General features: G+C 31.7%; 27 protein-coding genes. 17 read left to right on the forward strand and 10 right to left on the reverse strand.

All coding sequences use genetic code 11. From position 1 onward, the window contains the following. Nucleotides 1-44: 44 nt before the first annotated feature. Nucleotides 45-332 carry a hypothetical protein gene (locus TERY_RS10835; protein ID WP_196797274.1) on the forward strand — a complete coding sequence of 96 codons (288 nt, stop codon included), beginning with the start codon at nucleotides 45-47 and terminating at the stop codon, nucleotides 330-332. A 7-nt stretch (nucleotides 333-339) separates the two neighbouring features. Next, the gene (locus tag TERY_RS10840) at nucleotides 340-807 is read left to right on the forward strand and encodes a hypothetical protein (protein WP_155994393.1); all 468 of its coding nucleotides are present in this window, start codon (nucleotides 340-342) and stop codon (nucleotides 805-807) included. 196 nt (nucleotides 808-1,003) lie between these two features. On the opposite strand, the gene TERY_RS10845 is transcribed toward TERY_RS10840, so the two are convergent. From TERY_RS10845 to hslO, 4 genes are all read right to left on the reverse strand, one after another. Further along, the gene (locus tag TERY_RS10845) at nucleotides 1,004-2,023 is read right to left on the reverse strand and encodes a long-chain acyl-[acyl-carrier-protein] reductase (protein WP_011611873.1); all 1,020 of its coding nucleotides are present in this window, start codon (nucleotides 2,021-2,023) and stop codon (nucleotides 1,004-1,006) included. A gap of 460 nt (nucleotides 2,024-2,483) precedes the next feature. Further along, complete coding sequence (locus TERY_RS10850) at nucleotides 2,484-3,239, reverse strand: aldehyde oxygenase (deformylating) (RefSeq protein ID WP_011611874.1); 756 nt, start codon at nucleotides 3,237-3,239, stop codon at nucleotides 2,484-2,486. A 366-nt stretch (nucleotides 3,240-3,605) separates the two neighbouring features. Further along, entirely contained in the window at nucleotides 3,606-5,741 is a 2,136-nt protein-coding gene (locus TERY_RS10855) for a hypothetical protein (RefSeq protein WP_196797276.1), read from the reverse strand. 1,870 nt (nucleotides 5,742-7,611) lie between these two features. Further along, nucleotides 7,612-8,547 (reverse strand): Hsp33 family molecular chaperone HslO, encoded by a 936-nt coding sequence (hslO, locus tag TERY_RS10865; protein ID WP_011611876.1) that lies wholly within the window; start codon nucleotides 8,545-8,547, stop codon nucleotides 7,612-7,614. A gap of 255 nt (nucleotides 8,548-8,802) precedes the next feature. On the opposite strand from hslO, the gene TERY_RS10870 reads away from it, so the two are divergent. Beyond that, on the forward strand, nucleotides 8,803-9,186 hold the full coding sequence (locus TERY_RS10870; RefSeq protein WP_011611877.1) for a hypothetical protein: 384 nt from the start codon (nucleotides 8,803-8,805) through the stop codon (nucleotides 9,184-9,186). 407 nt (nucleotides 9,187-9,593) lie between these two features. Here TERY_RS10870 and TERY_RS10875 read toward each other — a convergent pair whose 3' ends face one another. Beyond that, a complete protein-coding gene (locus TERY_RS10875; RefSeq protein WP_011611878.1) occupies nucleotides 9,594-9,932 on the reverse strand; it encodes a hypothetical protein in 339 nt (112 codons plus the stop codon). 573 nt (nucleotides 9,933-10,505) lie between these two features. Between TERY_RS10875 and TERY_RS10880 the strand changes: the two genes are divergently transcribed. From TERY_RS10880 to TERY_RS10905, 7 genes are all read left to right on the forward strand, one after another. After that, entirely contained in the window at nucleotides 10,506-11,138 is a 633-nt protein-coding gene (locus TERY_RS10880) for a hypothetical protein (protein ID WP_011611879.1), read from the forward strand. Between the two features lie 469 nt (nucleotides 11,139-11,607). After that, nucleotides 11,608-12,081, forward strand: coding sequence for a tryptophan-rich sensory protein (locus TERY_RS10885; RefSeq protein WP_011611880.1), 474 nt, complete (start codon nucleotides 11,608-11,610; stop codon nucleotides 12,079-12,081). A gap of 157 nt (nucleotides 12,082-12,238) precedes the next feature. Further along, nucleotides 12,239-14,020 carry a sodium:solute symporter family transporter gene (locus tag TERY_RS10890; protein ID WP_011611881.1) on the forward strand — a complete coding sequence of 594 codons (1,782 nt, stop codon included), beginning with the start codon at nucleotides 12,239-12,241 and terminating at the stop codon, nucleotides 14,018-14,020. A gap of 690 nt (nucleotides 14,021-14,710) precedes the next feature. Next, nucleotides 14,711-15,223, forward strand: a complete 513-nt coding sequence (locus tag TERY_RS10895) for a DUF4149 domain-containing protein (protein ID WP_011611882.1) — start codon at nucleotides 14,711-14,713, stop codon at nucleotides 15,221-15,223. Nucleotides 15,224-15,621: 398 nt separating this feature from the next. Then, on the forward strand, nucleotides 15,622-15,786 hold the full coding sequence (locus tag TERY_RS36775; RefSeq protein ID WP_011611883.1) for a hypothetical protein: 165 nt from the start codon (nucleotides 15,622-15,624) through the stop codon (nucleotides 15,784-15,786). Between the two features lie 289 nt (nucleotides 15,787-16,075). Continuing rightward, the gene (locus TERY_RS36780) at nucleotides 16,076-16,309 is read left to right on the forward strand and encodes a hypothetical protein (protein ID WP_370497049.1); all 234 of its coding nucleotides are present in this window, start codon (nucleotides 16,076-16,078) and stop codon (nucleotides 16,307-16,309) included. Beyond that, nucleotides 16,246-16,671, forward strand: a complete 426-nt coding sequence (locus tag TERY_RS10905; protein WP_370497051.1) for a hypothetical protein — start codon at nucleotides 16,246-16,248, stop codon at nucleotides 16,669-16,671. The genes TERY_RS36780 and TERY_RS10905 overlap by 64 nt, the downstream gene beginning before the upstream one ends. 646 nt (nucleotides 16,672-17,317) lie before the next feature. On the opposite strand, the gene TERY_RS10910 is transcribed toward TERY_RS10905, so the two are convergent. Then, on the reverse strand, nucleotides 17,318-18,733 hold the full coding sequence (locus tag TERY_RS10910; protein WP_011611884.1) for an NB-ARC domain-containing protein: 1,416 nt from the start codon (nucleotides 18,731-18,733) through the stop codon (nucleotides 17,318-17,320). A gap of 201 nt (nucleotides 18,734-18,934) precedes the next feature. Between TERY_RS10910 and TERY_RS10915 the strand changes: the two genes are divergently transcribed. From TERY_RS10915 to TERY_RS10935, 5 genes are all read left to right on the forward strand, one after another. Next, nucleotides 18,935-19,504 carry a hypothetical protein gene (locus TERY_RS10915; protein ID WP_011611885.1) on the forward strand — a complete coding sequence of 190 codons (570 nt, stop codon included), beginning with the start codon at nucleotides 18,935-18,937 and terminating at the stop codon, nucleotides 19,502-19,504. 4 nt (nucleotides 19,505-19,508) lie between these two features. Then, on the forward strand, nucleotides 19,509-19,991 hold the full coding sequence (locus TERY_RS10920) for a hypothetical protein (protein ID WP_011611886.1): 483 nt from the start codon (nucleotides 19,509-19,511) through the stop codon (nucleotides 19,989-19,991). 50 nt (nucleotides 19,992-20,041) lie between these two features. Next, the gene (locus TERY_RS10925) at nucleotides 20,042-20,488 is read left to right on the forward strand and encodes a hypothetical protein (RefSeq protein WP_011611887.1); all 447 of its coding nucleotides are present in this window, start codon (nucleotides 20,042-20,044) and stop codon (nucleotides 20,486-20,488) included. Between the two features lie 22 nt (nucleotides 20,489-20,510). After that, nucleotides 20,511-20,840 carry a hypothetical protein gene (locus tag TERY_RS10930; protein WP_011611888.1) on the forward strand — a complete coding sequence of 110 codons (330 nt, stop codon included), beginning with the start codon at nucleotides 20,511-20,513 and terminating at the stop codon, nucleotides 20,838-20,840. A 104-nt stretch (nucleotides 20,841-20,944) separates the two neighbouring features. Beyond that, nucleotides 20,945-21,631, forward strand: a complete 687-nt coding sequence (locus tag TERY_RS10935) for an AAA family ATPase (protein ID WP_011611889.1) — start codon at nucleotides 20,945-20,947, stop codon at nucleotides 21,629-21,631. 40 nt (nucleotides 21,632-21,671) lie between these two features. On the opposite strand, the gene TERY_RS30545 is transcribed toward TERY_RS10935, so the two are convergent. Continuing rightward, nucleotides 21,672-22,518 (reverse strand): IS630-like element ISTer1 family transposase gene (locus tag TERY_RS30545; RefSeq protein WP_076611779.1). Its coding sequence is split into 2 segments (ribosomal slippage): nucleotides 21,672-22,211 and nucleotides 22,213-22,518, totalling 846 coding nucleotides; the frame shifts between segments, so codons are not numbered across the junction. A 76-nt stretch (nucleotides 22,519-22,594) separates the two neighbouring features. Here TERY_RS30545 and TERY_RS10950 point away from each other — a divergent pair. Continuing rightward, entirely contained in the window at nucleotides 22,595-22,966 is a 372-nt protein-coding gene (locus tag TERY_RS10950; protein ID WP_011611891.1) for a hypothetical protein, read from the forward strand. Between the two features lie 154 nt (nucleotides 22,967-23,120). Here TERY_RS10950 and TERY_RS10955 read toward each other — a convergent pair whose 3' ends face one another. The 3 genes from TERY_RS10955 to TERY_RS10965 form a co-directional block, all read right to left on the reverse strand. Then, nucleotides 23,121-23,420, reverse strand: a complete 300-nt coding sequence (locus TERY_RS10955; RefSeq protein ID WP_011611892.1) for a TMEM165/GDT1 family protein — start codon at nucleotides 23,418-23,420, stop codon at nucleotides 23,121-23,123. A 305-nt stretch (nucleotides 23,421-23,725) separates the two neighbouring features. Continuing rightward, a complete protein-coding gene (locus tag TERY_RS10960; RefSeq protein ID WP_011611893.1) occupies nucleotides 23,726-24,181 on the reverse strand; it encodes a TMEM165/GDT1 family protein in 456 nt (151 codons plus the stop codon). A 239-nt stretch (nucleotides 24,182-24,420) separates the two neighbouring features. Next, nucleotides 24,421-24,789, reverse strand: coding sequence for a YkgJ family cysteine cluster protein (locus TERY_RS10965; RefSeq protein WP_011611894.1), 369 nt, complete (start codon nucleotides 24,787-24,789; stop codon nucleotides 24,421-24,423). A 191-nt stretch (nucleotides 24,790-24,980) separates the two neighbouring features. Between TERY_RS10965 and psb30 the strand changes: the two genes are divergently transcribed. Next, nucleotides 24,981-25,112 (forward strand): photosystem II reaction center protein Ycf12/Psb30, encoded by a 132-nt coding sequence (gene psb30, locus TERY_RS10970; RefSeq protein ID WP_011611895.1) that lies wholly within the window; start codon nucleotides 24,981-24,983, stop codon nucleotides 25,110-25,112. Nucleotides 25,113-25,376: the final 264 nt, after the last annotated feature.

The raw sequence follows: 25,376 nt of genomic DNA on the forward strand, positions 1-25,376 counted from the left end.
AAAAGAAAACTAAGAAGAATATGGTACAGAGCAAACATATTGCTATGTGGACAGCTCCGAGAAGCCGTTCTACTCTGATTGCTAGAACCTTTGAACAGTTAGATGAGTGCTGGCTGATTGATGAGCCTTTTTACCCACCATACGCTTTAAAAAACGATTTTGGCGAACCTGAGAGAAAAGCAGTTTTAGAACTGTTTGATACCAACTATCAAAATGTGATTAAAAAGATAACAGGAAAACTGCCGAAGGATAAATCCTTTTCTTTTCAGAAGCAGATGTCAAAGCACGCTTTACCAGAATTTGGATTTAGAATGGTTGCCAAAATTGCATAACTTTTTTTTGATTAGAAATCCTAAAGAAGTAATTCTTTCTTATCAAAAAATATTACATAAAATTTTCGGGAAAGAGAGAAAAGTCAATCAGCACGATGTAGGAATTCACTATCTTTACAAACTATTTAAAGAAGTTGAAGAAATATTAGGAGAACCACCTCTTGTTATTGACTCTACTGATTTAATTAAAAATCCTGCATCTGGTCTAAAGGTATTGTGTGACAATCACCTAGGGGTGACATTTTTTCCAAAAATGTTAAGTTGGGAATTGAACTTAAAAAATTCAAATCTACTCTACACCGGAGACCTATTGCCTTATGCAAAATTCTGGTATTCACAGGTGAGTAATTCTCAAGGATTTATGCCCTATAAAGAGAAAGAAGTGGAATTTCCAGATAAACTTCTTCCTCTTCTAGAAGACTGTTTAGTCTTATACCAAGAAATGTATCAACATTGTACGTTATTCAATAATTAATACTAATAAAAAATGAAAAATTTATTTGAGATGCAACAGTAGTAGTTGGATAAAATATCTGTTTTGGTTGTGAAAGCATCCTTAACTGTAGCTGTAACTGCTTAATCTTTAACAGTCATAAACTCTAACTTAAAAATTGTTCTAATTTTTTAGAACAAATCTGCCACTCCTCACTTCCAGATTTTTTCTATATTTTTCAAAGCATTAAAGGTTTAAATCCATGCTTAACAGATAACTTTCCAATCAATTCCATTTTTTCTACAGTAATTAAATTCCGTCCCCAAGAAAAATTAGTATATAGCTTTTCAAATTCCAGTAGCATTGACTCTGCAAAACAAGCAAATAACTGACGACCTGGTACTTCCATATTGACAATTTTCATAATTTTCCAGTCAATATCAAGAGAATGTTCTACAATTCCACCATTGAGAACATAGATTCCTTCTTGCTGAACCTTAGTAGCCATGTTTTTAGGATAACCCCCATCAATCAATAAACAGGGTTTCTTTAAAACATTCGGGTTAATTTCTAAAGCTTCCGGTATACTAGCTACCCAAACTATAATATCAGCCATAGGTAAAGCTGAATTTAATTCTAATATTTTGCCTCGCTTTAATTCCTTTTGCAGAGCATTAAGCCTCTCTTGTTTACGAGCTATCAACAACAACTCTTCTACTTCTGTCTTAGTATTCAACCAGCGACATACTGCGCTACCAATATCACCAGTTGCTCCACATACTGCCACTGTTGCTTTTGATAAATCAATTCCTAACTTTTGTGCCCCTTGTTCCACTTGCTGACAGACAATATAAGCAGTGTGAGTATTGCCAGTAGTAAAACGTTTAAATTCCAATGTAATGTTCCGAATTTGCTTAAACTTCTGCAAATTAAAATTCTCAAAAACAATTGATGAAAACCCACCCAAAGCAGTTATATCAATACCATGCTTCTGAGCATGGGCCATAGCATTCATTATCTTACGAGTAGCTGCTTTAATTCTGCTAGAGGCTAGCATTTCTGGGAGAAAACAAGATTCTACATACTTGCCTTCAATTTTCTGACCCGTAATACTTGTTACTTTGATTGTATCGACTATTTGAGGAGGAGCACTACACCAGAAGTCAAGACCTTGATCTGCATATTCTGGATATCCTAAATCTCTTGCTACAGATTGGGCGTGTTCTAAGTTAGTTAGATGACCAATTAGACCAAACATTAAAATTGTAAGTTTTGATTATTAGTAAGTTATTGTTGATGGTATGTGGAAATTAGAGTGGAATTTGTGTATCTCAATAAAATTGGAAATTAGCAAGTATCATTTTTACTATGAAAAATTTTTTTATTAAATTCTATACCATTAGTCATTATGATACTATTTTGCTAATATTTTTTGACAATTCACAGTAAAAGTTTATCTAGTTACAACGTCTCTCCCAATGTCTACGAGAAAACCTTATAAAGGCTTTTACTAGTTATCTTCCCTTGTTTATCAATTCAGCAGAGGTAAACACATTGCTTAACTAGATGAGCGGTAACTTATCAGGCATAAGGCCACTTACTGGCCTCATATACAAGCACCCTTAACTAATTAATTTCTCGAACTTTAGCATAATTAGTAGCTTTGGAACCAAAACTATTAATCCCATTCTAATTTCCACATTATTAATTAAAATTAACTATGCAGCAATCAGACCATAAGCTGACATCCGCATAATTTCTCCAGTAGTAAAACCAATATTGTTTAGAGCTTCACCATAAGCAATCATAAAATCCTCAATTAATGCTTCTTTTTCCATCTCCAAAGTCTTAGCATCTTTCTCTACCTGGTTTAGCATTTTCCATACTAGAGGCAAGTTTTGGCGATTTGCTTTTTGTAGCTCTTGTTTAGAGTCTTCAAAATATTCTTTTAGCCATACTTCACCAAAGTTGAGGTGACTATATTCATCTTTGACCACACTTTCAGTAATTTTACGAGCAAAGGGGTCAGCCACAGGTATATAAATATTGTATGCTGCGATCGCGAAGCATTCAATAATTAGAGATTGAATTAACAAACAAGTTACCACATTCCCTGTAGCTGCTGCTGTTTGGAAATTTTCATGAAGTGGCTCAAAGAACTTTTTGGCAAACTCCATATCAGGTGTCACATGAAGATTCCGACCGCAAGCTTCAAAGCCTTTTTTGTGACGATTTTCCATTTTTGATAGCTTAATCAGCTCATCCTTTTCATCTGGAAGCATTTCGGCAAGTTTAATATAATTTTTATAAGCTTCTTGCTCTCCTTCAATTACTATTGCATTGATTCGGCTATAGGCATCTTTGTAAGTTTCAGTTTCAAAGTTTATTTGATCTCCTTCACTTTGAGACTTCACTTTTTCTAGTTTAGTTTCACTTTGAGAATCCATAGTAGGAATTATTTCAAGCTTTGGCATGTTAGTTATCTCCTCATCACAAAATAGCTTCAACAGGGTAAAGAAAAATACTTTATTAATCTTAACTTAGCTTATAGTTTACTGTACTTACTTTCTGGAATAATTGGCTAATATAGCTGTGATTTATCTCTTTCTTGGGCCTAGTTTTTCTGACAACCTCCATTTCTATCAATTTGAGTTTTTGTTTTAGTAAAAATACTTAATAATGGAATTATATATCAATCTATTGACATTTTTTTAATTATCAAACAGTTAAGCTTTAGTTTTATTAGTAATTAGCACTTTTAGCATATCTTCTTTTTTTGTCCATTTTATAAGATATATCCTCATTTAGCACATAATGGCCAATCATTACCATCCTGAACTTTAGTTATTGTCAGTAAATTTTGGTGTAGATACCAAAGGTTTATCTCTCTCATCCGTTAAAATCCTTGATTTTTCTGCCCTCGACTCCTGATATGGGTCTGAAGGTAGAGTCCGATCTTCTACAGGCTCAGAAAGGTTAAGCCAACTTTGCCAAATACTAATTTGACTCTGAGCTGAATTATAAGCTAGAGTACTCGTCGGAATTTTCCTAGCAATTGAGATGGCTCGTGGCACATCTTGCTTCACAACCTCCATAGCAATTAACAATATTTGTTGACTCCATTGATTAATCAATTGAGAAGCTTCTAATTGCCTAGAACTAGAAGTTGGTACTTGTTGTGCTAAACCAATTGCTGTAACATAAGCATCTGTTGTTGCTGTTTGCGCTACTTGACGAGCACTTTCTAATTTAATTTTGGTATCTTGTTGAGCTTGCCACTGTTGAATTTTAGCTCTGGCTTGATTATAGAGGATTCTACCTGATTTGATTTCTTGAGCTTTGGTAATTGCCTGTTCTATCTTACCTGAAGACGCTAGAAGTTCTGCTTGAGCAATAATTGGTTGGTCTTGAAAACGTTCAACTTGTTCTGTCCACCTATTAATTTGACTTTGAGCTTCCTGATATAGAGTTCTACCTCTACCAATTTGACTGGCTTCAGAAATTGCTGCTTGTAGAGAACTCATATCACCAAAGCTTGCTAATTTTTTGGCTTTCTCCAAAAAAGGCTGATCCTCTTGTCTCTGTAGTTCTTTACTCCAAGCTTTTATCAAAGTAGTTGCTTCTTTTCCACGAGGGTTATAGGGAGAAATAGTCTGAACTTTAGCGATCGCTGCTTTAAAATCACTAATTCCTCTAGGTAAGGCTAGTTTTTTTCCTTCTTCAATAATAGTCACATCTGCTATTTCTTGTTCCCAAAGACTAATTAACTCTTGAGCTTTGCTGTAAAAAGGTCGTTCAGCCTTAAGTCTTTTTACTTGAGCAATAGCATCTTTATATCCTGCTATTGTAGATAAATTAGCTGGGGAATGGGCACGAGCTAAAACTTCTATATCTTCTACTAATTCCAGTAAGGCATCATTTTTGGGAACCTTATTGACATCTTCAAGTGCCTCTTGCCAATTTCCTGCGTTTAATTTGACTAAAGCTATATCTATTACTTTTTTTCCCAAATTTACTATTAACTTTTTAGCTTTCTGATAGAGATAGCTATTTTCTTCAATTTCTTGAGCTTGTTTAATCCCATTAGTCAGATTATTTAGTCCACCTGCTTCTCCAAGTTCTCGTACTTCTTCTAATTTAGCACCCTCTTTACGAGTTTTTTTAATATCATTAATTAATTTCTGATATTTTTTTGTTCCCCAGTGAACATTTGGCACTGATAATAAACGAGAAGCTTCTATTGAAGCTTGATGCCATTCTTCTTCACGCAAATATTCTTGAGTCTGCTGGTAATTTCCTTCCGCTTGATTCCAAGTTTTTTGCCACTCTTGAATCTGTTGTTCTACCAGTGAGTAAGCTGGCACTTTCTGGGGGACTCTTTCAGCAATGGTAATAGCTTCTTCTAATTTTCCATCTTGAAAAGCTAAATCTCCCAAGGACAATATTTTTTTTGACCACATTTCAATATAACTATCTACTTGTGGACGCATTGGATGCTCATTGGATAAAACATCTACTAAATCAATTGCTTTAAGCAAACTATCAAGAGTTGGAGAAGTCGCTAACAACTGGGCACAATAAAGACGTTTACTAGCAGATGCAGTACGCCAGTAAGTTGACTCACAATCTTCATTATAGGGTAACTTCAATAAAGCTGAGATAGCTGTTATGCTAGCTCCAGTCGGAACTATCACCAGTAGTAGTATCAATAAAGGCCCATAGATAGACCCTAGATTGTTTGTAGATTTCCCTTTTTTTGACTCAGTTTTTTTGATTTGGGAAACTGATTTTTTTTGTTGATTGGAGTATTTTGCAGGAGATTTGTAAGTCTTGATCTGACTACCATTTGCTCTAATTTCCTGCAGCCTTTCTTGCCGGTTTTTCCGAGGTTCAGACAATTGCCATTGAGTTTCGTCTCTTGGCTTCATCTGTGATAGTATCCGGCCTTGGCCTATAGTTTTGTGCTTTTCATTCATATATGCTTTATCCTGAGCAGCAAGCAATGAATACATTAACGTCTCATTACTTTCCGGTTGATTTAGCCTACAAACAAGCTTTCATCTAAATTCAAATTAAATTAATTTAATTATATGCGGTTCTTAGATATACACTACTTTTGGTCAATATGCAACCTTAATATGTTATGATAAATCTTAATGTCTATTCATAATACAGAAATTAAATCTATTTTTATGAATACTCAAAATTTATTTCTCAAAAAGTTGCTTCAAGACCCACATTATTTTTTCTATAGGAAGTATAGTGTAACCACACAGCTAATTTTATGGGTGAGATTTTCCAGCTAATTTATTTCTAAGAATTGTTAAACTCTTTAATTTAAACTAGAACTCACCCCTACTATTAGGACATTTTAGATACCTAACTCCAATAGTCTTGAAAAACCAATCAATCTAGAAGTAAAATCTGACTTTACTGAATAAATGAGAGTTTACTGAACAAATATTAAAGCACCTGAATTATTCTTAGAATAGACTTCTCCTTTTTTCTAATTATTATAATTAATTTAACTACAATTTTCAATAATTAAACAATACTCAAGATCAGGTTTTTATGCAAATCAAATATAAAATTAGATAAAAAACATCTTTAAAAAAGAAGAAGACGCGTTATTTTTTCTATTAATTTTCTTACCATATTTTAATAGATTTAATTATGCAATATAGATAATATTATCATTAGCGCAGGTTGCATATATGATTAATTTATTTCATTGATTTTTTTTATGTGCTTTATTTATTATAATTTTGTTGTTTTTTTTATCTTCATTTTTCTTTTTTTTCATCCTTCGTTTTGATAATCATATATAAATTAATTTGATGTATGGGCTTCAGCACCTATTCTTTGTCTAAGATGAACCAAATTTGAGGGGTCGAAATTTGGTTAATTACTATAGAACTCAATGGCTATAAAACATTGTCAATACAATCAGTTTTCTCCCCAAAAAAGTTTTACAGCTTCTTTATGACTAAACTCTAAATCTTCTTTAATAATTAACGCCCCTAATGCCATTCTAAAATTTAACTCAGGCACTCCTATTTATATAGAGAAATTGATCGCATATTCATCGACCAAGTCCTGTGAAGCAATTAAACTAGCTATCACTACCCAAGGATTACCTAGAAAATGCTGGCCATTAAATGGCAGCTCAAAATTTTCTGGTGCCATGTCACACTGGCCTACTATTCTGTATGTAGAGCATAAATTATAGATAGCTTATACTTGATACATTTTAGCTAAAAATAGGGTATAATATCTGATGTAAAATACCTTAAATCCTTACTATATCAGTTTTTTAGATTTAATCAGCCAGCCGTAATTAAAATGCTCATCAGGGTCGCCATAAAGCATAATACCAGAAGTTGACTCATATGCTGTTTTCTAAAGTCTAATTTTATAGATAATCCTAGACAAATATCTACAGTAGAGAATGTTTAGTGGGCTGATCAACTAAAATTTTGCTAGAAGACTCATTGCTAAATACCTTTTACAGCTTAAATTTTAGATATCAATATGCACCACATTACACAATGGAACTATTTTAGCAATGTTATTCTAATAAATTGCCCAATAGTTTTTTAATATTAACATTTGATAAGGATACTAAAATCCTCTGGTTCAAGCATCAATAATGGAGTTGACTTGTACTGGGCTGTTTACTACTTCCTAATATATATTTCATAAAAATCCAAGAGGAAATATCACATCCAGTAATTGAGTGGCATATTAACCAACTTTTCCAGTAGGGCGGTGGAAATATAATTCAAAAATCACTTTCACCTCGCTGATGGGAGGCATATTTAGAGATGTCTAGATATTTAGAAGGTATTAATGAGATGACCTACGTAATTGTCCAAGAGGAACTTCTGTAGAAGGTTGTTGTAAGTCTTGAATAATTTGTGTGAGCTCTTTTGGACTTGCTTGATACAATTGTGAACAAAATTCACAGGTTACCTCGGCACCCTTATCTTCTTCAATCATATTTTGTAGTTCGTCTACACCAAACATTCTTAAAGCCCGCAATACTTTTTCCATAGAACAGTCACATTTAAAACGAACTATTTGAGCTTCGGGTAATATATTTAAGCCCATATCTCCCAAAAGTTCTTGGAAAATTTCTGGTAATGTCTTGCCTGAGTGCAGTAAAGAAGTAAATCCTGATAGAGAAGCTATACGAGATTCTAAGACTTGAACTAATTCTTCATCTATAGCTACTTTGGGCATAACCTGCAACAAAATTCCTCCTGCCGTCTGTACTCCTTCTTTATCGACGAATACTCCTAGCACTAAAGCTGATGGCGTTTGTTCTGATTTTGCTAAATAATGGGTAATGTCATCTCCAATTTCTCCAGATACTAATTCTACCGTACCGGAGTATGGATAACCATAGCCGATATCTCTTACTATATATAAGTAGCCTTGATTGCCTACTGCTTTTCCTATATCATGTTTGCCAATTTTATTTGGTAATAGCTCAATGGTAGGATTATTAACATAACCTCGTACAGTTCCATCTAGGCCAGCATCAACTAGTACCTCTCCTAATGGACCATTGCCCTGGACCCTAATGTTAACTCTTGATTCTGGAGTTTTCATACTAGAGGCTAATAATAGTCCGGCTGCCATTGTTCGGCCAAGAACTACAGAGGCTACCCAAGAAAGCTTATGTCGTTGTCTTGCTTCTTCGGTTAAGCGAGTGGTAATTACACCAACAGCACGAATGCCGCCTTCTGCTGCCATAGCTCTAATTAGTTGATCTGCCATTGGAGAAATCCTTACATTGCCTAATAATTATGACTTCTTTATCATAACCCTGTTGGAATACTACAGGTAAAATTTGTCTGGGATACAGCAGATTTTAAGTATATGAATTACAAGGTTTAAGAAGATATCGCTCGAGCAAGCGACTTTTAAATAAAAAGTTTCGTATCCCGGGCATGTTGTCTACTATAGCTGTACCCCACCCTTAGAGTTATCTGCTGTAAATTGATATCTACTGTTACTAGTTACTAGATTATTATGTTAGGTACTTTTCAAAAAAGCCATCTCAGGATTGAGATAGAAGCTGCCGAAGCTACCATAAGAGATAGTTTGTTACGTCCATCTCAGTTACAAACATGGTTATGGCCTCAGAATTTTTCTCCTGGACTACCAGAACAATTATCTGAAGGTGTAAAGTTTCAAACTTCGGTTGGCCTAATAGAAATTAAGCATTATGTTGATGTAGTAGGGCCTAATTGTTTGAGATTACTCCTTAGTCAAAGCATTGATGGATTTCATGAGTGGTACTGGGGAGATGGTTGGATACAGTCTCGTCTAGAAGGAATATCTATGTTTCCTATAAATTTGGGTCAAACTTTTAGTTTGCTTCGTTTGCGAGAGTTTTTGTCTGGAAAAGAATAAGTGGTTAGGTTTTAGGTTATCACAAATGAAAAATAACTAAATTTCCCAAGTCCTTTGGAAATTATCAGCAGTTTTTTACTCATTATATCTCTCCACAAATACCAATTTGGGAACGGGAACATAACGGCGGGAGAATCTTTAAAAAAAAAGTCTATTATTAATCATTAATTTGAATACTATGACTTTAAGTATTTCCTTGCCGGAATGTTCTGCAAAAAATTAGATGTTTAATTCAAAACTATTGGTTATAGCTGTAAAGTATTTCAATTTTTAAGCAGATAGCTTCAAGGGTGAGGTATAGTTTTATCTAGCAATATACTTGCGCTACAAAGGTTTGATAATTCTAATTTTATAGATCAATAGGTAGCAAATTCGTGGAGATGGAAATAGGAGATTTGTGTAAAATTTTAGTCTCCTAATTTGTCTGGAAAATTAGGATAGGTACTATGATCATTTATATTAACTATGCGACTTTCATCATTTGTTGCTGTTAGGTTTTCATAAACTCCTTGATCTCGTTTTACTAATTTACTAAATCCGTGGCTTTTTAGATCACTAATTCCCATTTCTATTATTACTCTAGGGGCACTGATCATACGTTTCACAGGAGTGTCTTCTGAAGTTTCACCGACATCACATCTAGCTAACTTACATAGCTGACCCCAAGTTGTGACATTTTCATTTATGCTGTGCCAAACTTCTAGTTTTTGGTTATTACTTGGACAGAAATAATCATATACAGGCATAGTTATAGCTTCTATATTAACAGTTTAATTTTTAATTATTAAGTAACAGTTAACTTTTTAATTGTAAATGATACTCTATTATAGTAGAAATTATTTATAAAAGTTGTAAACAAAGAAAAATCTAAATAAATTACTTTTTTTACTATTTACTAATAAATTTAAGTTGTAAGATTACAGTTATTATCCATATTATTGGATGGCATATATAACGTTTTTAAATAATATCTAAAAAAAATCTGGTTATTCTGGTTATTTAAGAAAAAACAGTAAAAATTCTGATAAATATTCTTGCCTGTTGCTTATTACATTTTGACTAAAAGCAGCCAGTATTTGACACAACTAAAATTAATTTTCTATAAACATAATATTCTCTTATTTGTTTTTAAGATTAACCAGGAATATTTATTGAGTTGAAATTTTATTTTTATAAGTTTTTCAGAGTTATATACAACTGATAAAAATTTGATTCTATTCTCATCCATAATTGATAACTTAAAGTATCTTTAAAGTTAATATATATCATATAATATATCATATAAATATATCTGAAATAATTTTAGGGAGAATTGATTAATGAGCGATTTTAAAGTAAGGCCACAAAGTGATTTAACTACCATTCAAATGTTAGAAAGATACAACTTACAGGATGAAAAAAACCTAAAAAGTTGGGCTCAATTACATAATATTGATAGTAGTCTGGGTTACTATAGCCCAGATGAAGTTGATTTAATAGATCATGTACACCATCATATTTACAATCTTGGCATGAGCATTATTGAATATCAAACTTTTATAGAACATCGTCAAATTAAGTCACAAAAATCTGTCCAAGAATACAAAAATAATCTGATAGATAATGGTCAATATAATAATTATACCAATGATGGAGTAAATGATACTTTAGAACAAGTTAATAATGAAGGTTATGCAGCAATAGAAATGTTGAAAGATCAGTATTCGGAAGCAATTGATGTAATGGGAGAAAGAATTGCTGATCATTTTATAGATGAATTAGATTTATCTGTAATGCGACATCTAGTTAAAAAAGTAAAAGCACGTCAAAAACTTAATGGTAAAGTTTCATCAAATCGTTTTATGAAAACAATTAAAGCTGTTTTACAACCTCAAAATGGTAATTTTCTTATTCCTGAAGATGATGAGGATGAGTCTAGTATAGAAGTAGAACAAAATCATCGACTTGATTAATTAATTTGTATATCGCTAATGTTTGTTAATCACAGAAAATAAATTTTTGACAATTGTTTTTGTTGGGTAATATCAGTACTTGGGCAAAAAAAAATTAAAAATAGCATCAAACACTGACAGAGTAAATGTTTTATATTTAATTAACCTGTTTCCTGATATATCTAGCTAAGTTTGAGTTATTTTTATAAATAGATGCCTAATAGCTGATTATTTACGTTACCTGAAAAAAAGTAACTGCTTGGCATTTTTACCCTTGAAAAATGTCAACGTACTAATTGAATATCTTGTTCAAGATAATTATACTTAAAGAGAGGTTGTTTTAAGTACATATTAAAAACTATTTGTTACTTATTTTGTTTGACTAATTATTATGTTTTTCACTTTTATATTTTCTAGTGATTTCTAAACTTCAGTAGCTAAATAGTTAAATTTTTTCGCGTTTACTATACAACGATAAACTACAAAAAAAATGATTAAATCTTGGGTAATAATTGGCAGTGTTACTTTCTTAATACCATTTAGTAGTAATTTCTTTATTCGTTCTAGTGATGTTCAATGGTTTAGACGTTTACAAAGACCAAGTTGGTTAACTTTTGAAAGATTAATACCCTTAATTTGGACGACGATTTTTATTTGTGGCGGTTGGTCTGCATATATTATTTGGGAACAAGAACCAGGAACTCAAAAAACTTGGTTATTGATGGCACTATATTTATTATTAGAAATAGTGACAATAGCTTACACACCTGTTATGTTTAGGACACAAAATTTGCAGGTAGGAACAATTATTGGGGGAACTGGTTTTGTATTAAGTATAATCCTAATTTTGAGTATCTGGCAAATTAATAGTTGGGCAATAATTTTATTATTACCCTATATATTTTGGAGTCCTATTGGTACTTATACTACTTGGGAAATGAGTAATATTAATTCTGAGAGTTAGTAATATTGACCAACCTACAGTATTAATATTACTCAAATTAATTAACTAGCTATCAGCTTTAGAGGTAGAGGTTTAAATCTCATTCTTACACATCAAAAAAAATGAACTCAATACTTAAATTTTGAAGGCTAATTTTTTTTGATTTAGAGATATTTTTATGGAAAAAATTGATTATATAATTGTTACAATTTATCTGTTATTTATAGTAATCTTTGGATTTTTTATACAAAGAAAAGCATCGACAGGAATAGAGTCTTACTTTCTCGGAAATCGTAATCTTCCTTGGTGGATTTTGGGTGCTTCTGGTATGGCTTCTAATACTGATTTAGCTGGTACTATGCTATTAACTTCTTTAGTCTATTCTCTGGGAACTAAGGGCTTTTTTATTGAAATTCGGGGTGGAGTTGTATTAATTATGGCGTTCCTAATGACGTTTATGGGAAAGTGGAATCGTCGGGCTCAAGTAATGACTATTGCAGAATGGATGGAGTTACGTTTTGGTAAGAATAGGGAAGGAAATATAGCCAGAATTATTAGTGCGGTTGCTAATATTATTTTTGCTATTGGTACCATGAGTTATTTTGCTCTTGGAGGAGGAAAATTTTTAGGAGGATTTTTAGGTATTGATGATAGAGTTGCTGGAATATTGCTGATTTTATTGGCTCTTATCTATACAGCTGTAAGTGGATTTTATGGGGTTGTTTTGACAGATGTTTTCCAGGGAATTTTGATTTTTGTTGCAATTATATATATCTGTTTTCTGGCTTTTCAAATAGTAAACTTACCAGAGAATTTTGTGGTTTCAATTCCAGGTACGGAACAATTACAAGAATTGAGTTTGAGAGAATGGAGCAGTCTTTTTCCACCAATTAAAATTGACTTACCAGGAGATTATAGTATTTTTAATTTGTTTGGTGGCGTGATGTTATTTTATGTTTTTAAAGTATTTCTAGAAGGCGGTGCTGGAGGAGGTGGTTATATGATTCAACGTTACTTCGCTGCTAAGAATGATCGGGAAGCTGGTTTACTTTCTTTATTCTGGATTTTTTTACTATCTTTTCGCTGGCCTTTGGTTACATCTTTGGCAATATTAGGAATAGATTATGGTTTGAAAAATCAGATAATTTCTGACCCAGAATTAGTCTTGCCTACTGTAATTTCTGAATATATTCCAGCGGGAGTTAAAGGTTTATTGGTTGCCTGTTTTATTGCTGCTGCAATGTCAACTTTTGATTCGATAATTAATGCTAGTGCTGCCTATTGGGTAAAGGATATTTATCAAGCTTATATTAAACCTGAAGCTAATAATCAACAATTGGTTAATCAAGGTCGTTTAGCTTCGGTTGTTATTGTTAGTTTGGGATTAATTTTTAGTTTTAATATTACGAATATTAATGATATTTGGGGATGGTTAACTTTAGGGTTAGGAACTGGGTTGTTTATTCCTTTAGTATTGAGATGGTATTGGTGGCGATTTAATGGTTATGGATTTGCCATTGGTACTGGTGCAGGTTTAGTTGGAGCTATTTTGACAAAAGCAGTTATTTTACCTTTTTTGAATCTGCCTCAACTTCAAGAATATATTCTGTTTTTAGTTCCAAGTATTTGTTCTTTTTTAGGATGTATTTTAGGAACATTGTTAACTCCATCAACTAATTTGGAAGTGATTGATAATTTTTATCGGGTAACTCGACCTTTTGGTTTTTGGGGAGTAGTTAGTAAGAATTTACCAACCAATATTCAAGCAAAAATTAAAAGAGAAAATCGACGAGATATTCTGGCAACATTTATTGCAATTCCTTGGCAGTTGGTTTTATTTTTAATGGGAATAATTTTAATGATGAAACAGTGGGATAGTTTTGGTATTTTATTATTAATGTTTATTTTGTTGTCGATAGGATTATATTTTACTTGGTTTAAGCATCTAGAAAAAATATAGAAATCAAAAATAATTTTTTGAGAATAATTAAATAGGGTTTGTCGAAAAAAAAACTGAAAGTATTTACAAATGAAGCTTTAGCTTTTTTTGTCTGAAAAAGATACAAGCTTTTTGCTATTATCAGCCTAAAATTATCAATTTTTAAGTTATGAAGAGCAGAAAAATTGAGGTAAAATAATTATGACTACATCCTCTGTAATGTCTATTTATTCTAATTATTTGCTGACTACATTCACCCATAAAACTTATTCAGTAAGCTCTAAATTTTCTTGCTCTCTAAACATTCGTTTTTTAATTTAATTTTTTTTTATTTTATAGGTATTCTTTAGTAAATTTTAACAATGCTAAAAATATTTAGGTAATTACTCAAATTAGTAAACACTATATGGTTTTATTAGAAAATTTATGAAAAAAAACTATAGGGGTTTGGTTATATAAATCCCATTTTATAAATTTCATTTTAACTTTAGTTTAGAGGCAAAACTCTCTTTTCTAAAATGTTGCAACCTATCCTAGGAAGTATATATACCGTTTCTGATGTTAATGAAGTATAGTTATTTTTCTTTTTTTTTCTATTCTTATTTCCGATTAAAAGCAAATTGTAAAAATACTTAATACTACTTAATACTAATTGAGTAGAATTTTCGTTAAGCTGTAAATCAGTCGCTAGATACATTAAGGTAAAAGTCGATGACAATTATTTCTCCAAATCTAAAATATAATCAACAACGTTGGCAAACAATAGTTTGTTTAACTCTAGGTTTCTGGTTAAGCGCCTGCATAGTTTTAGACCTAGTAATTATGCCAAGTATGTATGCTTCTGGGATGATGAATACACCAGATTTTACAGTAGCAGGTTCAGTAATATTTTCTGTATTTAACCGAGTTGAATTACTTTGTGCCAGCTTAGGTTTAACAGGTTTATTAGTGTTAAGTACTAAGGCTAGTAATTTTATTAAAAAGAGTAAAACAGCAATTATTTTTTCTATAATATTATTAGGAATAGTTCTAATTGATACCTACGGTTTAACTCCTCAAATGACTGCTTTGGGTATTAATCTAAGTTTATTTGAGTCAGTTAAAGAAGTTCCTGTGGCAATGAACCAAATGCACGGCGGATACTGGTTATTAGAAATAATTAAATTGGTTATTGGTGCTACTTTATTCGGTTGGTGTTACCGACAACCAACAAAGATAGATTAATAATTATTTTTACCGTGCTAGAAAATAGTCAAAAAAATTAGGGTGAGTAAATTTTATTTGAGATCTAATTATCTCAATTAGTAAATATTTACTCACCCTATTAGCTTTAACTAAAAAAAAGAATAGAAAAATAATAGGTAGTTTGTTTTGTGTAATTGTAGAAGTAGATGAAAAACTCTACTACCCCTGTCGCAAAGAAGCAAGATACTCCTCATTTTTATTCAACAAAATAATATAATAGACTACCTTTAGAATGGACAACTACTAAATAAGCAACGTCGAAAAAATAATGTTTTATAAAGGCTAGTAATTTTATTAAAAAGAGTAAAACAGCAATTATTTTTTCTATAATATTATTAGGAATAGTTCTAATTGATACCTACGGTTTAACTCCTCAAATGACTGCTTTGGGTATTAATCTAAGTTTATTTGAGTCAGTTAAAGAAGTTCCTGTGGCAATGAACCAAATGCACGGCGGATACTGGTTATTAGAAATAATTAAATTGGTTATTGGTGCTACTTTATTCGGTTGGTGTTACCGACAACCAACAAAGATAGATTAATAATTATTTTTACCGTGCTAGAAAATAGTCAAAAAAATTAGGGTGAGTAAATTTTATTTGAGATCTAATTATCTCAATTAGTAAATATTTACTCACCCTATTAGCTTTAACTAAAAAAAAGAATAGAAAAATAATAGGTAGTTTGTTTTGTGTAATGGTAGAAGTAGATGAAAAACTCTACTACCCCTGTCGCAAAGAAGCAAGATACTCCTCATTTTCATTCAACAAAATAATATAATAGACTACCTTTAGAATGGACAACTACTAAATAATCAACGTCGAAAAAATAATGTTTTATAGTAGATTTACCCTAGAAGAAGTTCTGGCAAATTTTAATCTCAACTTGGTCGAAAAATTGGGTAAATTTAATCAACTACCAGAAGTTTATCCCAGTAAATTTATTCAAGAAGCTTTAGAATATTATTTACCATTAGCAGTAGCGATCGCTTCGGAAAAAGCTTGTTCAGAATTTATTATTGCGCCGATATTAGCAGAATTAAAAAAATATCTAATAACCAGATAAGTTTATTTTCAGGGATTGAGTTTAATGTTAATCCAGATTTAGGATTAAATGTTTTTTGTGACTTTATTATCAGTTTATCAACTCAGCAAATAGTTCTCAAAGCACCAGTAATAACTTTAGTAGAAGCTAAAAACGATAACCTGAGAAATGGTTTAGCTCAATGTATGGCAGAAATGCTTGCTGCTCAAATTTTTAATCAAAGCAAAGGCAAAGAAATTCCCAAGATTTATGGAGTTATTACTACTGGTAATGCTTGGCAATTTATAGAGTTAGAATCTAAAACAATAGTTATAGATTTAGAGGAATATTCTGTTTATAACTTACCGAATATTTTAGGAATATTAACCAGTTTTGTTTGTTAGTATTTAAGCATTTAGTATTTCCTTGTTTTTCTTGTGGCATTAGTTTTTCATAAATTTGATTGTTAATATACTTATTTACTAGTTTTATTTTTGGCTATTGTAAAAATTATGCGAGAGTAATTTATTTAAGCAAATTCACAACATTAGCATAATTATTTTACCTCAATGAAATTTTTTTCTATATTTGTTAATTATATCTATTTTTGACTACCTACTCATCTATTATCAGACTTAATTAATGCAATTAAAGATGTAGCGTTCATAAATAATTGGTAAAAAAAAATTAGGGTTTTAGTCTTCCAATGTCATTTTAACTTAGGTTTTAAAACTTAACTCCTATGATCAAATATTATACTAAGTTCAGTTATCAAAAACATATTTATTTTAATTCCTTTCAAACCCTTATACCTCCTGTTTGCCCTATAAGTACCTTGCCTTCATAAATATTAATTAGTGTCTCAAATAGATTTAATATTAGAAACTATTTCAGATTGCTATAGCAGTGTCTATACTATTAATACAGAACTTTCCATTGTTATAAAGTAAAGCTACAGTAGTAAGATGCTCACACTACATTATTTTCACTATTTACTGTATACATAATTTGCCAGAAATCTGCTGTAAATTTTCTCTCCTATCAAATTTACTAACCGCAAGAATGTAGAGACAAATGGGAATTTGCTCCTACTTCATTGGATAAAAAATATAGTTTCAGCAAAGGTAAAAGAATAAAATTGTTTTCTTGTTTTTCTATTAGAGAACGTCGCTGCAAAGATTTAATTATGTTCAATAAATCTGAAAGTGGTATTTGTAAATTATCTAATAAAGTTGAAATAGCCACTGCTTCAGTTTTAGTTGCTAAGTGAGAGATTATTTGTTTTTCTAACTCTGATAAACGGGCAAACTGCTGATGTAATAATTCTTTGATATCTGCATCTAAAAATAGGGAGTCATATTGAAATAATTCTGAGACGCTCCCAGCAAATAAATCATTAATAGTAGTAGCAATTATATTTAACCAAGTCGGGTTGCCTTGATAAAAATTAATTAGTTTTTGCCCTTGAGCGTCTACTTCTAGATCTTGGTCTTTGAGAATTTTTATAGCTGCTTCCTCATCTAAACCTTTCAGATGTAATGAGCGAACAGATGTATTTTTACCACTGCTAATTTCTCTAAGTTTTTCTCTACTAATAATTAAGCAACAACTCTGATGAGAGAGTTCGCCAATAAGTTGGAAAAATTGACTGTAGTTTTCATATTCTGGCAGGTAATGACTTGCTAGTTTCCTACTGCTAAATATTGTTTGGATGTCATCTAGTATTATCAGGCAACGGTGCTTTCTCAAATTTTCTAGAAGATAGGAATTTCCTGAAGTTTCAATAGTCAATTTTTGGTTAGAAATAAATTTAATGAGGTTAGTTTGAATTGTTTTAAGAGGTGGGGAGTCTCGCAGACTTTGCCAAATTATATAGTCGAACTTATTTTGAATATTTTTGATTAGTTGGAGAGCTAATGCTGTTTTGCCAATACCAATTATTCCATGGAGAATTACTAATTTTTTTTGTTCTTGGAGAATCCATTTTTTCAGAGTTTTTATTTCCTGATTTCGACCATAGAATTTTTTATAGTCTGGTGCATCTGATAGGTTTATTTTTGGTCGAGGAATAGTCTGGCATTTGTTAATATTTGGCTGAGTCAAATTTTCAGGTTTTATAGTTTCTGAAGAAGGGGAAGTTTCCGGGCAAAAATTTATATTTTTAATTCCTATAAAGTCTTTTTCTATCTTTGGAGATGAAACTATTGAAAACTGCCATCTTTCAAATGTGGTACGTAGATTAGATTTATTTACTTGTTCTCCAAAAGTATCTGAAAAAGTTTTCCATAATTCTGAAGCAACATCCCTGACATGACCGTTAGTGCATTGACATTCTTGAGCTATTTCTGAATATTTTTTACCTTGAAAAACACCCTTTAATATAGCTTGTTGTAGGTCTTCTAAATGTTTTCCTGTTTTGTTAAAGATGAGATGGTCAGCTAAATTCAATATTTCTTGGATATCCATAGATGAGGTTAGGTAAAGGACTTTATATGTATTGTAGTCCTACATTATCCTACACAACAATTTTTTTTACCAAATTTAATGATAAAAGAGACTTTTTTTCATCATTAAATTCCCTACTTATGCCGACTATTCCCTACTGACAATAGAAAAAAAATGTGATGCAATAGAAGGATAGTAAAAATTAAGTCACTAGGTTGATTTATGAAAGAAAGGGAATTATCTCGCTTATTAAAAAAACCATTCTATACAGTTATAAAGTATCTACACCAAAAAGATTTACCAAAAGAAGTAAAAAATGCTTTGAACGATATTTTTAATGTTTTAGAAATTGAACCAGACAATGATATTTCTAACAGACAGGAAGTTTATCAAAGCATTGCCAAATTTCTGCAAAAAAACTTGCCTCAACCAAGATCTGAACCTTTAAGAATTACCCAATGTTTAAGAATTACCTATAAACTTTGTAGAGAGTTTGACGAACAATTAGTAAAAGAAGGATCAGAAATTAACCCGACACTTCTCGAAGCCGCAAAAGCATTAATTTTAACTATTAAAGTAAATTATGAACCTAAAGTAAATTATGAACCTGAATTACTCAAAGTTCAAACTTATAATCGTCAAATAGAAATTTATTACATTAAAGAAAACAAACCAATAGTAACAAGAATAGAACAGGAATTAGATAGAGATAGTTTACCTGAAGATGTACGTTCAGAGTGGTTACGCGAGGGTGAAAAAAAATTAACTTTTAAACTTTATCCAAAGGAGTAAAATTATGCCAATTCCACTATTTATGTGGGCTATAGCAGGTGCTTTAGGGGTTTCAGCAACTTTCGCATTAATATTTTGGGATCAAATTTTAGGCTGGGCAGAAGATAGTCTTTTTCCTTGGATTAAAAATAATATTCCTTCAATTGAAAGTGCAGTAAGAAAAGCATTTAGTGCTTTAGATAATCAAGCTGTTGATACCCGTAAGATCATTCGCAAAGCCTGGAAAAAGTTGCGTAAATTTTTGTTAAAGCAAGTAGTAACACTAGAAAGAAAGTCATCAAACAAATGGATAAGAAGAGTTACATCTTGGGTAATTAAAGTTCTCGAGTCTGGTGAAAAAGTTCCTGTAAAAGTAGAGACAGAAGAGAAAGTTAATTGGGATGAATTACCTGAAGATGTGCGTAAAGAATTTCTCAGCAAAGGAAAAAGTGAAAGTGAAATTGATGTAACAAAAAATCGCGATGACGAAATGGATATGTCTGCTTAGTTAACTAGTATGTTTTGCTCAAAAAAATTAAGTATTTAGGGTAAAAAAAAATGAATCAAATCAAAATTGACTGGCTTGCCATTTCTATTATTGCAGTTATAGGAGTAGGTATAGGTATCTATTTTTTAACTAAACAAAGTGAAGCAGAAAATCGCAGGAATATTGATAGCTGGTTTGAGGAAAAATTATCTATATCATTAGCAGAAAAATTAGGCATACCCAGTCAAGAAATATTACAAACTATTCGGGGTATAGCAAATCCTAAAATAATTGCTAGGATTAACGAAATAGTTGATTATGCTAGACTAACTTTTACTAAATTATCATCTTTTAATGATATAGAAATTCGTCTAAATTTAGATTACAAAAACGGTACATATTTTTCCGTTGCTAGTAGTTGGAAATGGGATGAACTACCAGAAACAATTAGGTCAGAATTTCTCAGAAGTGGTAGTAATATTGTGACTCGTCCCTGGAATTTTCCCTGGGATAACTAATAGATATAGGAGAATAAATATTATGCGTTGGTTAGTCGCAGTAGGTATGTTAGTAGCGGCAGCTGTAGGAACATTAATTGTTGTTAAATTATGGGATGATATACGAGAAATAGTTGCTAAATGGTTACGTCAACAAGGTTTGGCAAAAAGTGATTTAATGGATGCTTGGGTTAAACTAGATTCAATGGTTGGAACTGTGCGTTCTAGAATCTTTATTAAAACTGAAAAAACAGGGAAAACTATCATATCAGAAACTGAATATAATATGAGTGAAATAGATGATGAAGATGTTATAAAGGAACTAGAAAAACAAGGATATTATAAGCGCAAAATTATGGATTTACTTGACTAAAAATAAATTAATCTGTAGCCAGGAAAAAAATTTAATAGTCTAAACTTTTAACTAACTACTTAATTTTTCAATATTTAGCAAATTATTATAAGGAGAATTAATTTATGCCTACAGGATGGGAAAGACAAAAAAGTACAAATACAAAAACAGAGGAAATAAAAACTACAAATATTAACAAACCTCCTCAACAAACTCCCACCAATAATTCCTCTGATAAAACAACTGAAATAAACAGAATGGAAATGTTTATCCCAGAAGAACCTCAGAGAAGTTTAGACGATCTAATAGTTCCCTCAACCGTCAAAAATAGAATTGATACAGCACTGAATAGAATTAAATATCACGATATTTTATATTACCAATGGAACTTAAAAAGTATTGACCCCAGAGGTAAACGTACCGCAATTAATTTATTTGGGTTACCAGGTACAGGTAAAACTTTTTGTGCAGAAGCGATCGCTCACATTTTAAAGAAAAAAATCATCAAAGTTAACTACGCAGAAATTGAGTCTAAATATGTAGGTGAAACCCCAAAAAACATTACCGCAGCTTTTAAAAAAGCCCAAGAAACTGACTCAGTTTTATTCTTTGATGAAGCTGACTCTATCTTAGGAAAAAGATTAACTAATGTCACCCAAAGTTCCGATCATGGAGTTAATGTTAGTCGTTCCGTAATGTTACTTCAACTAGACAAATTTGATGGAGTCGTAATTTTTGCCACGAACCTCGCCAAAAACTATGATGGAGCATTTGTCCGTCGCATTTTAGCACACATTGAATTTGAATTATAGCAATCGAAGCAAAGGTTAGGACGTTAACTTAACAGCATAATCAACTCTCAATGCGAAAATTTTCTATTGTTCCTTCTGACTTTCTGACTCGATTTTTAATTGGAAACCAATAATGTTCTATTTCATTTAAGTCAGGAGAATATGGTGGTAAATATTCAAGCTCACAATTCACTGATTCTATTAATTCTCTAACTTTTTGGGATTTATGAAAACTTGCATTGTCTAATATTACTAATTGTCCTGTTTTTAATTGTGGCAACAATTTTTCTCTCAACCATTTTTCAAAAACTACACGGTTACAAGAGCCTTCAAATGTTAATGGAGCAACTAATTTTCCTTCACACAAACCACTTACAATACTTACCCTTAGACTTCTTTTTCCTGACTTTAAATCGTAATATCTTTTTCCCAATTCATTCCATCCATAACCATAATCTTCTCTATTATCCATACCTGATTCATCTATATACACTAGCTGTTCCGGCCTTTTATCGCGAATTTTGGCCAGAAATTTCTTTCTTTTGTCTTCATCTCTTTCTCTGTAACCGTAAGTTTTTTTTTCTTGTATAACCAATTTTTTTTAAGGCTTTACTTATAGTGCGATCGCTTACCTTATCTGGCCATTCATCAGCCATTTCTTTTTGAGTTTTACTGCCATTAATCTGGGCAAATTTTCTGAATTGTTCTAAGTCTGGTATTTTGGGATTATATCCTTTTTGATAACCTGTTTTTGCTTTTATATCCCCAGTTTCTCTTCTTCTATGTAACCAAGTATTGATGGTATTACGACTAATCTTAAATATAGAACTTACTTGAGTTTTACTCATCCCACCATCAATGGCCTTAATAACTTTTTGTCTTAAGTCATAGCTATAAGGAGAAGGCATAATCTTTCCTAGATAATTTTTCGAGCATTATGTCCTAATCTTTGCTTCGACTGCTATACCAGACAAAGAATGTCGCATGAAATTATGGGAACATTTACTGCCAAAAGAAATACCAACTACAGAAGATATTAATCTAGAATTGTTAGCAAACGAATCTGAAAACCTCGCTGGAGGTGATATTTTAAATGTTGTAATTTCCGCAGCAAGTCGAGCAGTTATCAGAGAAGCAAAAGCTCAAAAAGTTTCCCTTTTTGACTTAGCTGAAGAAATAAAATTTGTGCGAGAAGCAAAGACAAAAATTGGTTCTCCTCACCATCAAACTAACCCACAAAAAGCCAAAGTTAAAGAGACAATAATAAATCCAGATGATTTATCTCCAGAACTTCGCGATCGCTACAATGAAAACATTTCAAAAATAGATAAATCTGAGTCAGATTTTAACAACTAAATAATATACATAAATTTTCATTTTAGCATACAAAAATAGGGAAGTTTCATAGAACATCCCTACAAAATTTTAGTTGTAAAAATATGATTAATTATTATTAATAAAACATCAAATTTAAAATCCCAGAAAATATTACTTAAAACAAAACCTAAACCTAACTATCTTCAGACTCCCCTGACTTCTCCTCACCAGACAATAAAAGACGAAGACCCATAAAAGCAAATCCAGTTGCAGCAGTAATTTTTACTATATTTGTTGGTAAAATTTCTGCCATTCCTTGCCCTACTAAAACTCCTAAAAAACTCGTTAATAATAGAGCAGATGCAGTACCTAAAAATACTGCTTGGGGAAACTTTGAAGACCCACCCAGAGCGATCGCCGCCAATTGACTTTTATCTCCTAATTCAGATAAGAAAACTGCAATAAAACTTAAACCTAAAAGTTGCCAATCCATAGTTAATTAATAAACCAAAAAATTAGAATAAACCAGAAAGAATAAAAAAATTAATCCCATAAAATTTTCACTCATAAATATAGTATATTAAACTAGTAAACTTCATCTCAATCAGGTACACTAATCTCTAGTAAAATGCCCCTACCACTTACTCCTAAATTTAACTAACTAAAAAAAGAAATTCTACACTTTAACAGCTAAAAACTCATTCTTTTCTCAACATTAATGCGACCAATAATTTTCTGTAAATACTTATCAGAAATTCCATATTCTTAATCCTGATAACTGAAATAATACATAATTTATTAACCATGAAAATTTTCATAAAAAACTTCAAATATCAAAGTCAAAGATATTAGCAATAAAATAGCTCCTGCCGACCTTTCTATAGTTTTTGGAGAAAGGTGACTAGCTAACCATTGACCTAACAAAACCCCCAATAAACTTGTAATTACTAAGGCACTACCTGCACCTGCAAATACTATCCAAGGAGCTTGAGACTCAGCAGTCATTAGCAAAGTAGTAAGTTGAGTTTTATCACCAATTTCTGCTAAGAATATTGTCACAAACGTTGAAGCAAATACTGCCCATGCCCCTGCTTTTTGTACCTTTCTTTCTTCTTCTTCTGATTGAGAATTAGTAGGAATTAAAACTTCTCCCTTTTCTGAACTAACTTCCAAAGGTAACCTCTGAGAAACCTTTTTTTCTTCTAAATCTACTTGGTTTTTATCAGTATTTTCGCTAATCTGGAAAAATTTCACTGGCAACTATAATAAATTACTAAATTACTAAATGTATCTAAATTTTTTCAATCTTATTTATTGTTTCAAATAATTATCCTCTATCTCAACTACTTAACTATTTATCCATAACAAAACATCTTACCAATAAACTATAATTTATTATGCCTCTTGAAAATAGAATTTCCCCATATATTGTTTACCTAAATTTCAAAAAAACATATACTAAAAATCAGCAAATTATATCTGTTTACCCTAAATTATCTCTCAAAACCCGATCTAACACCAACTGCATTATTAAACCGAAGCATTTCTAGACTATACTCACCATACATATCTCCAATATGTTGCTGACAACAGTCAATAGCAAATTCATCTAGTTCCTCTGGTTCAACATCGTACATATCCTTAAAAATATCTGCCTGGACTCGACAAAACTTTGGTCTATCAGGGTAAATACGACATTCTCGACTTAAAGAGTCATAATTAATACACCATCCATCTGCCCCTATTAAACTCATATAATACTCAACCTCCTCTGCAGATAAGTATTCTTCTAGATCTGGGCGCTCCGTCGGATCTAAGTAACAACAAGCACCACAACTTTTTATACAACGCCAAGTAACCATTTTTTTTAACTTGAAATTTTCATTTAAAATTCCCCAAAAAATTTTAGAGGACTGGAACTAACATCCCCTTGACTCTAGCAAAACGAAATATTGAGTTTTGTAAAGTTTATTAAATTAAATAGACAATCCCTTGATAAAATAAAAAATAGTTTTTTAGTTCACTATCTATTTTATTAAATTATAGAGGAAATATGGGGTTTTTAACTGATTTTTTCAGCAACATTAACTTTGAAACCATCGCCCAGTTAACAATGCTAGCCATGGTTTTGATTGCTGGCCCGGTAGTAATTGTGTTATTAGCACTTCAGGGAGGCGATCTTTAATCCTTTCCGCCCAGAGCTGATAGTAGTAGATAGTAGGTTTTAAGTCTTAGGAAGTAGGTAGCAGGTAAACTTTTATCCCCCAGAGCTTGCAGATGTGGTTTAGTTAACTCTGGTTACCTAAAAGCTAAAACCTACCACCTATCAATTAAAAATTAACAACGGTTTTGTTCCATGAAAGTAGCCATATAGCTGTTGCTAGGCTCGGCCTTTTATATTAGTTTGAAGGACAAAACCTATCTTCCAGCATCAAACTATACACTACAC

The sequence above is a fragment of the Trichodesmium erythraeum IMS101 genome (assembly GCF_000014265.1).
Classification (GTDB): domain Bacteria; phylum Cyanobacteriota; class Cyanobacteriia; order Cyanobacteriales; family Microcoleaceae; genus Trichodesmium; species Trichodesmium erythraeum.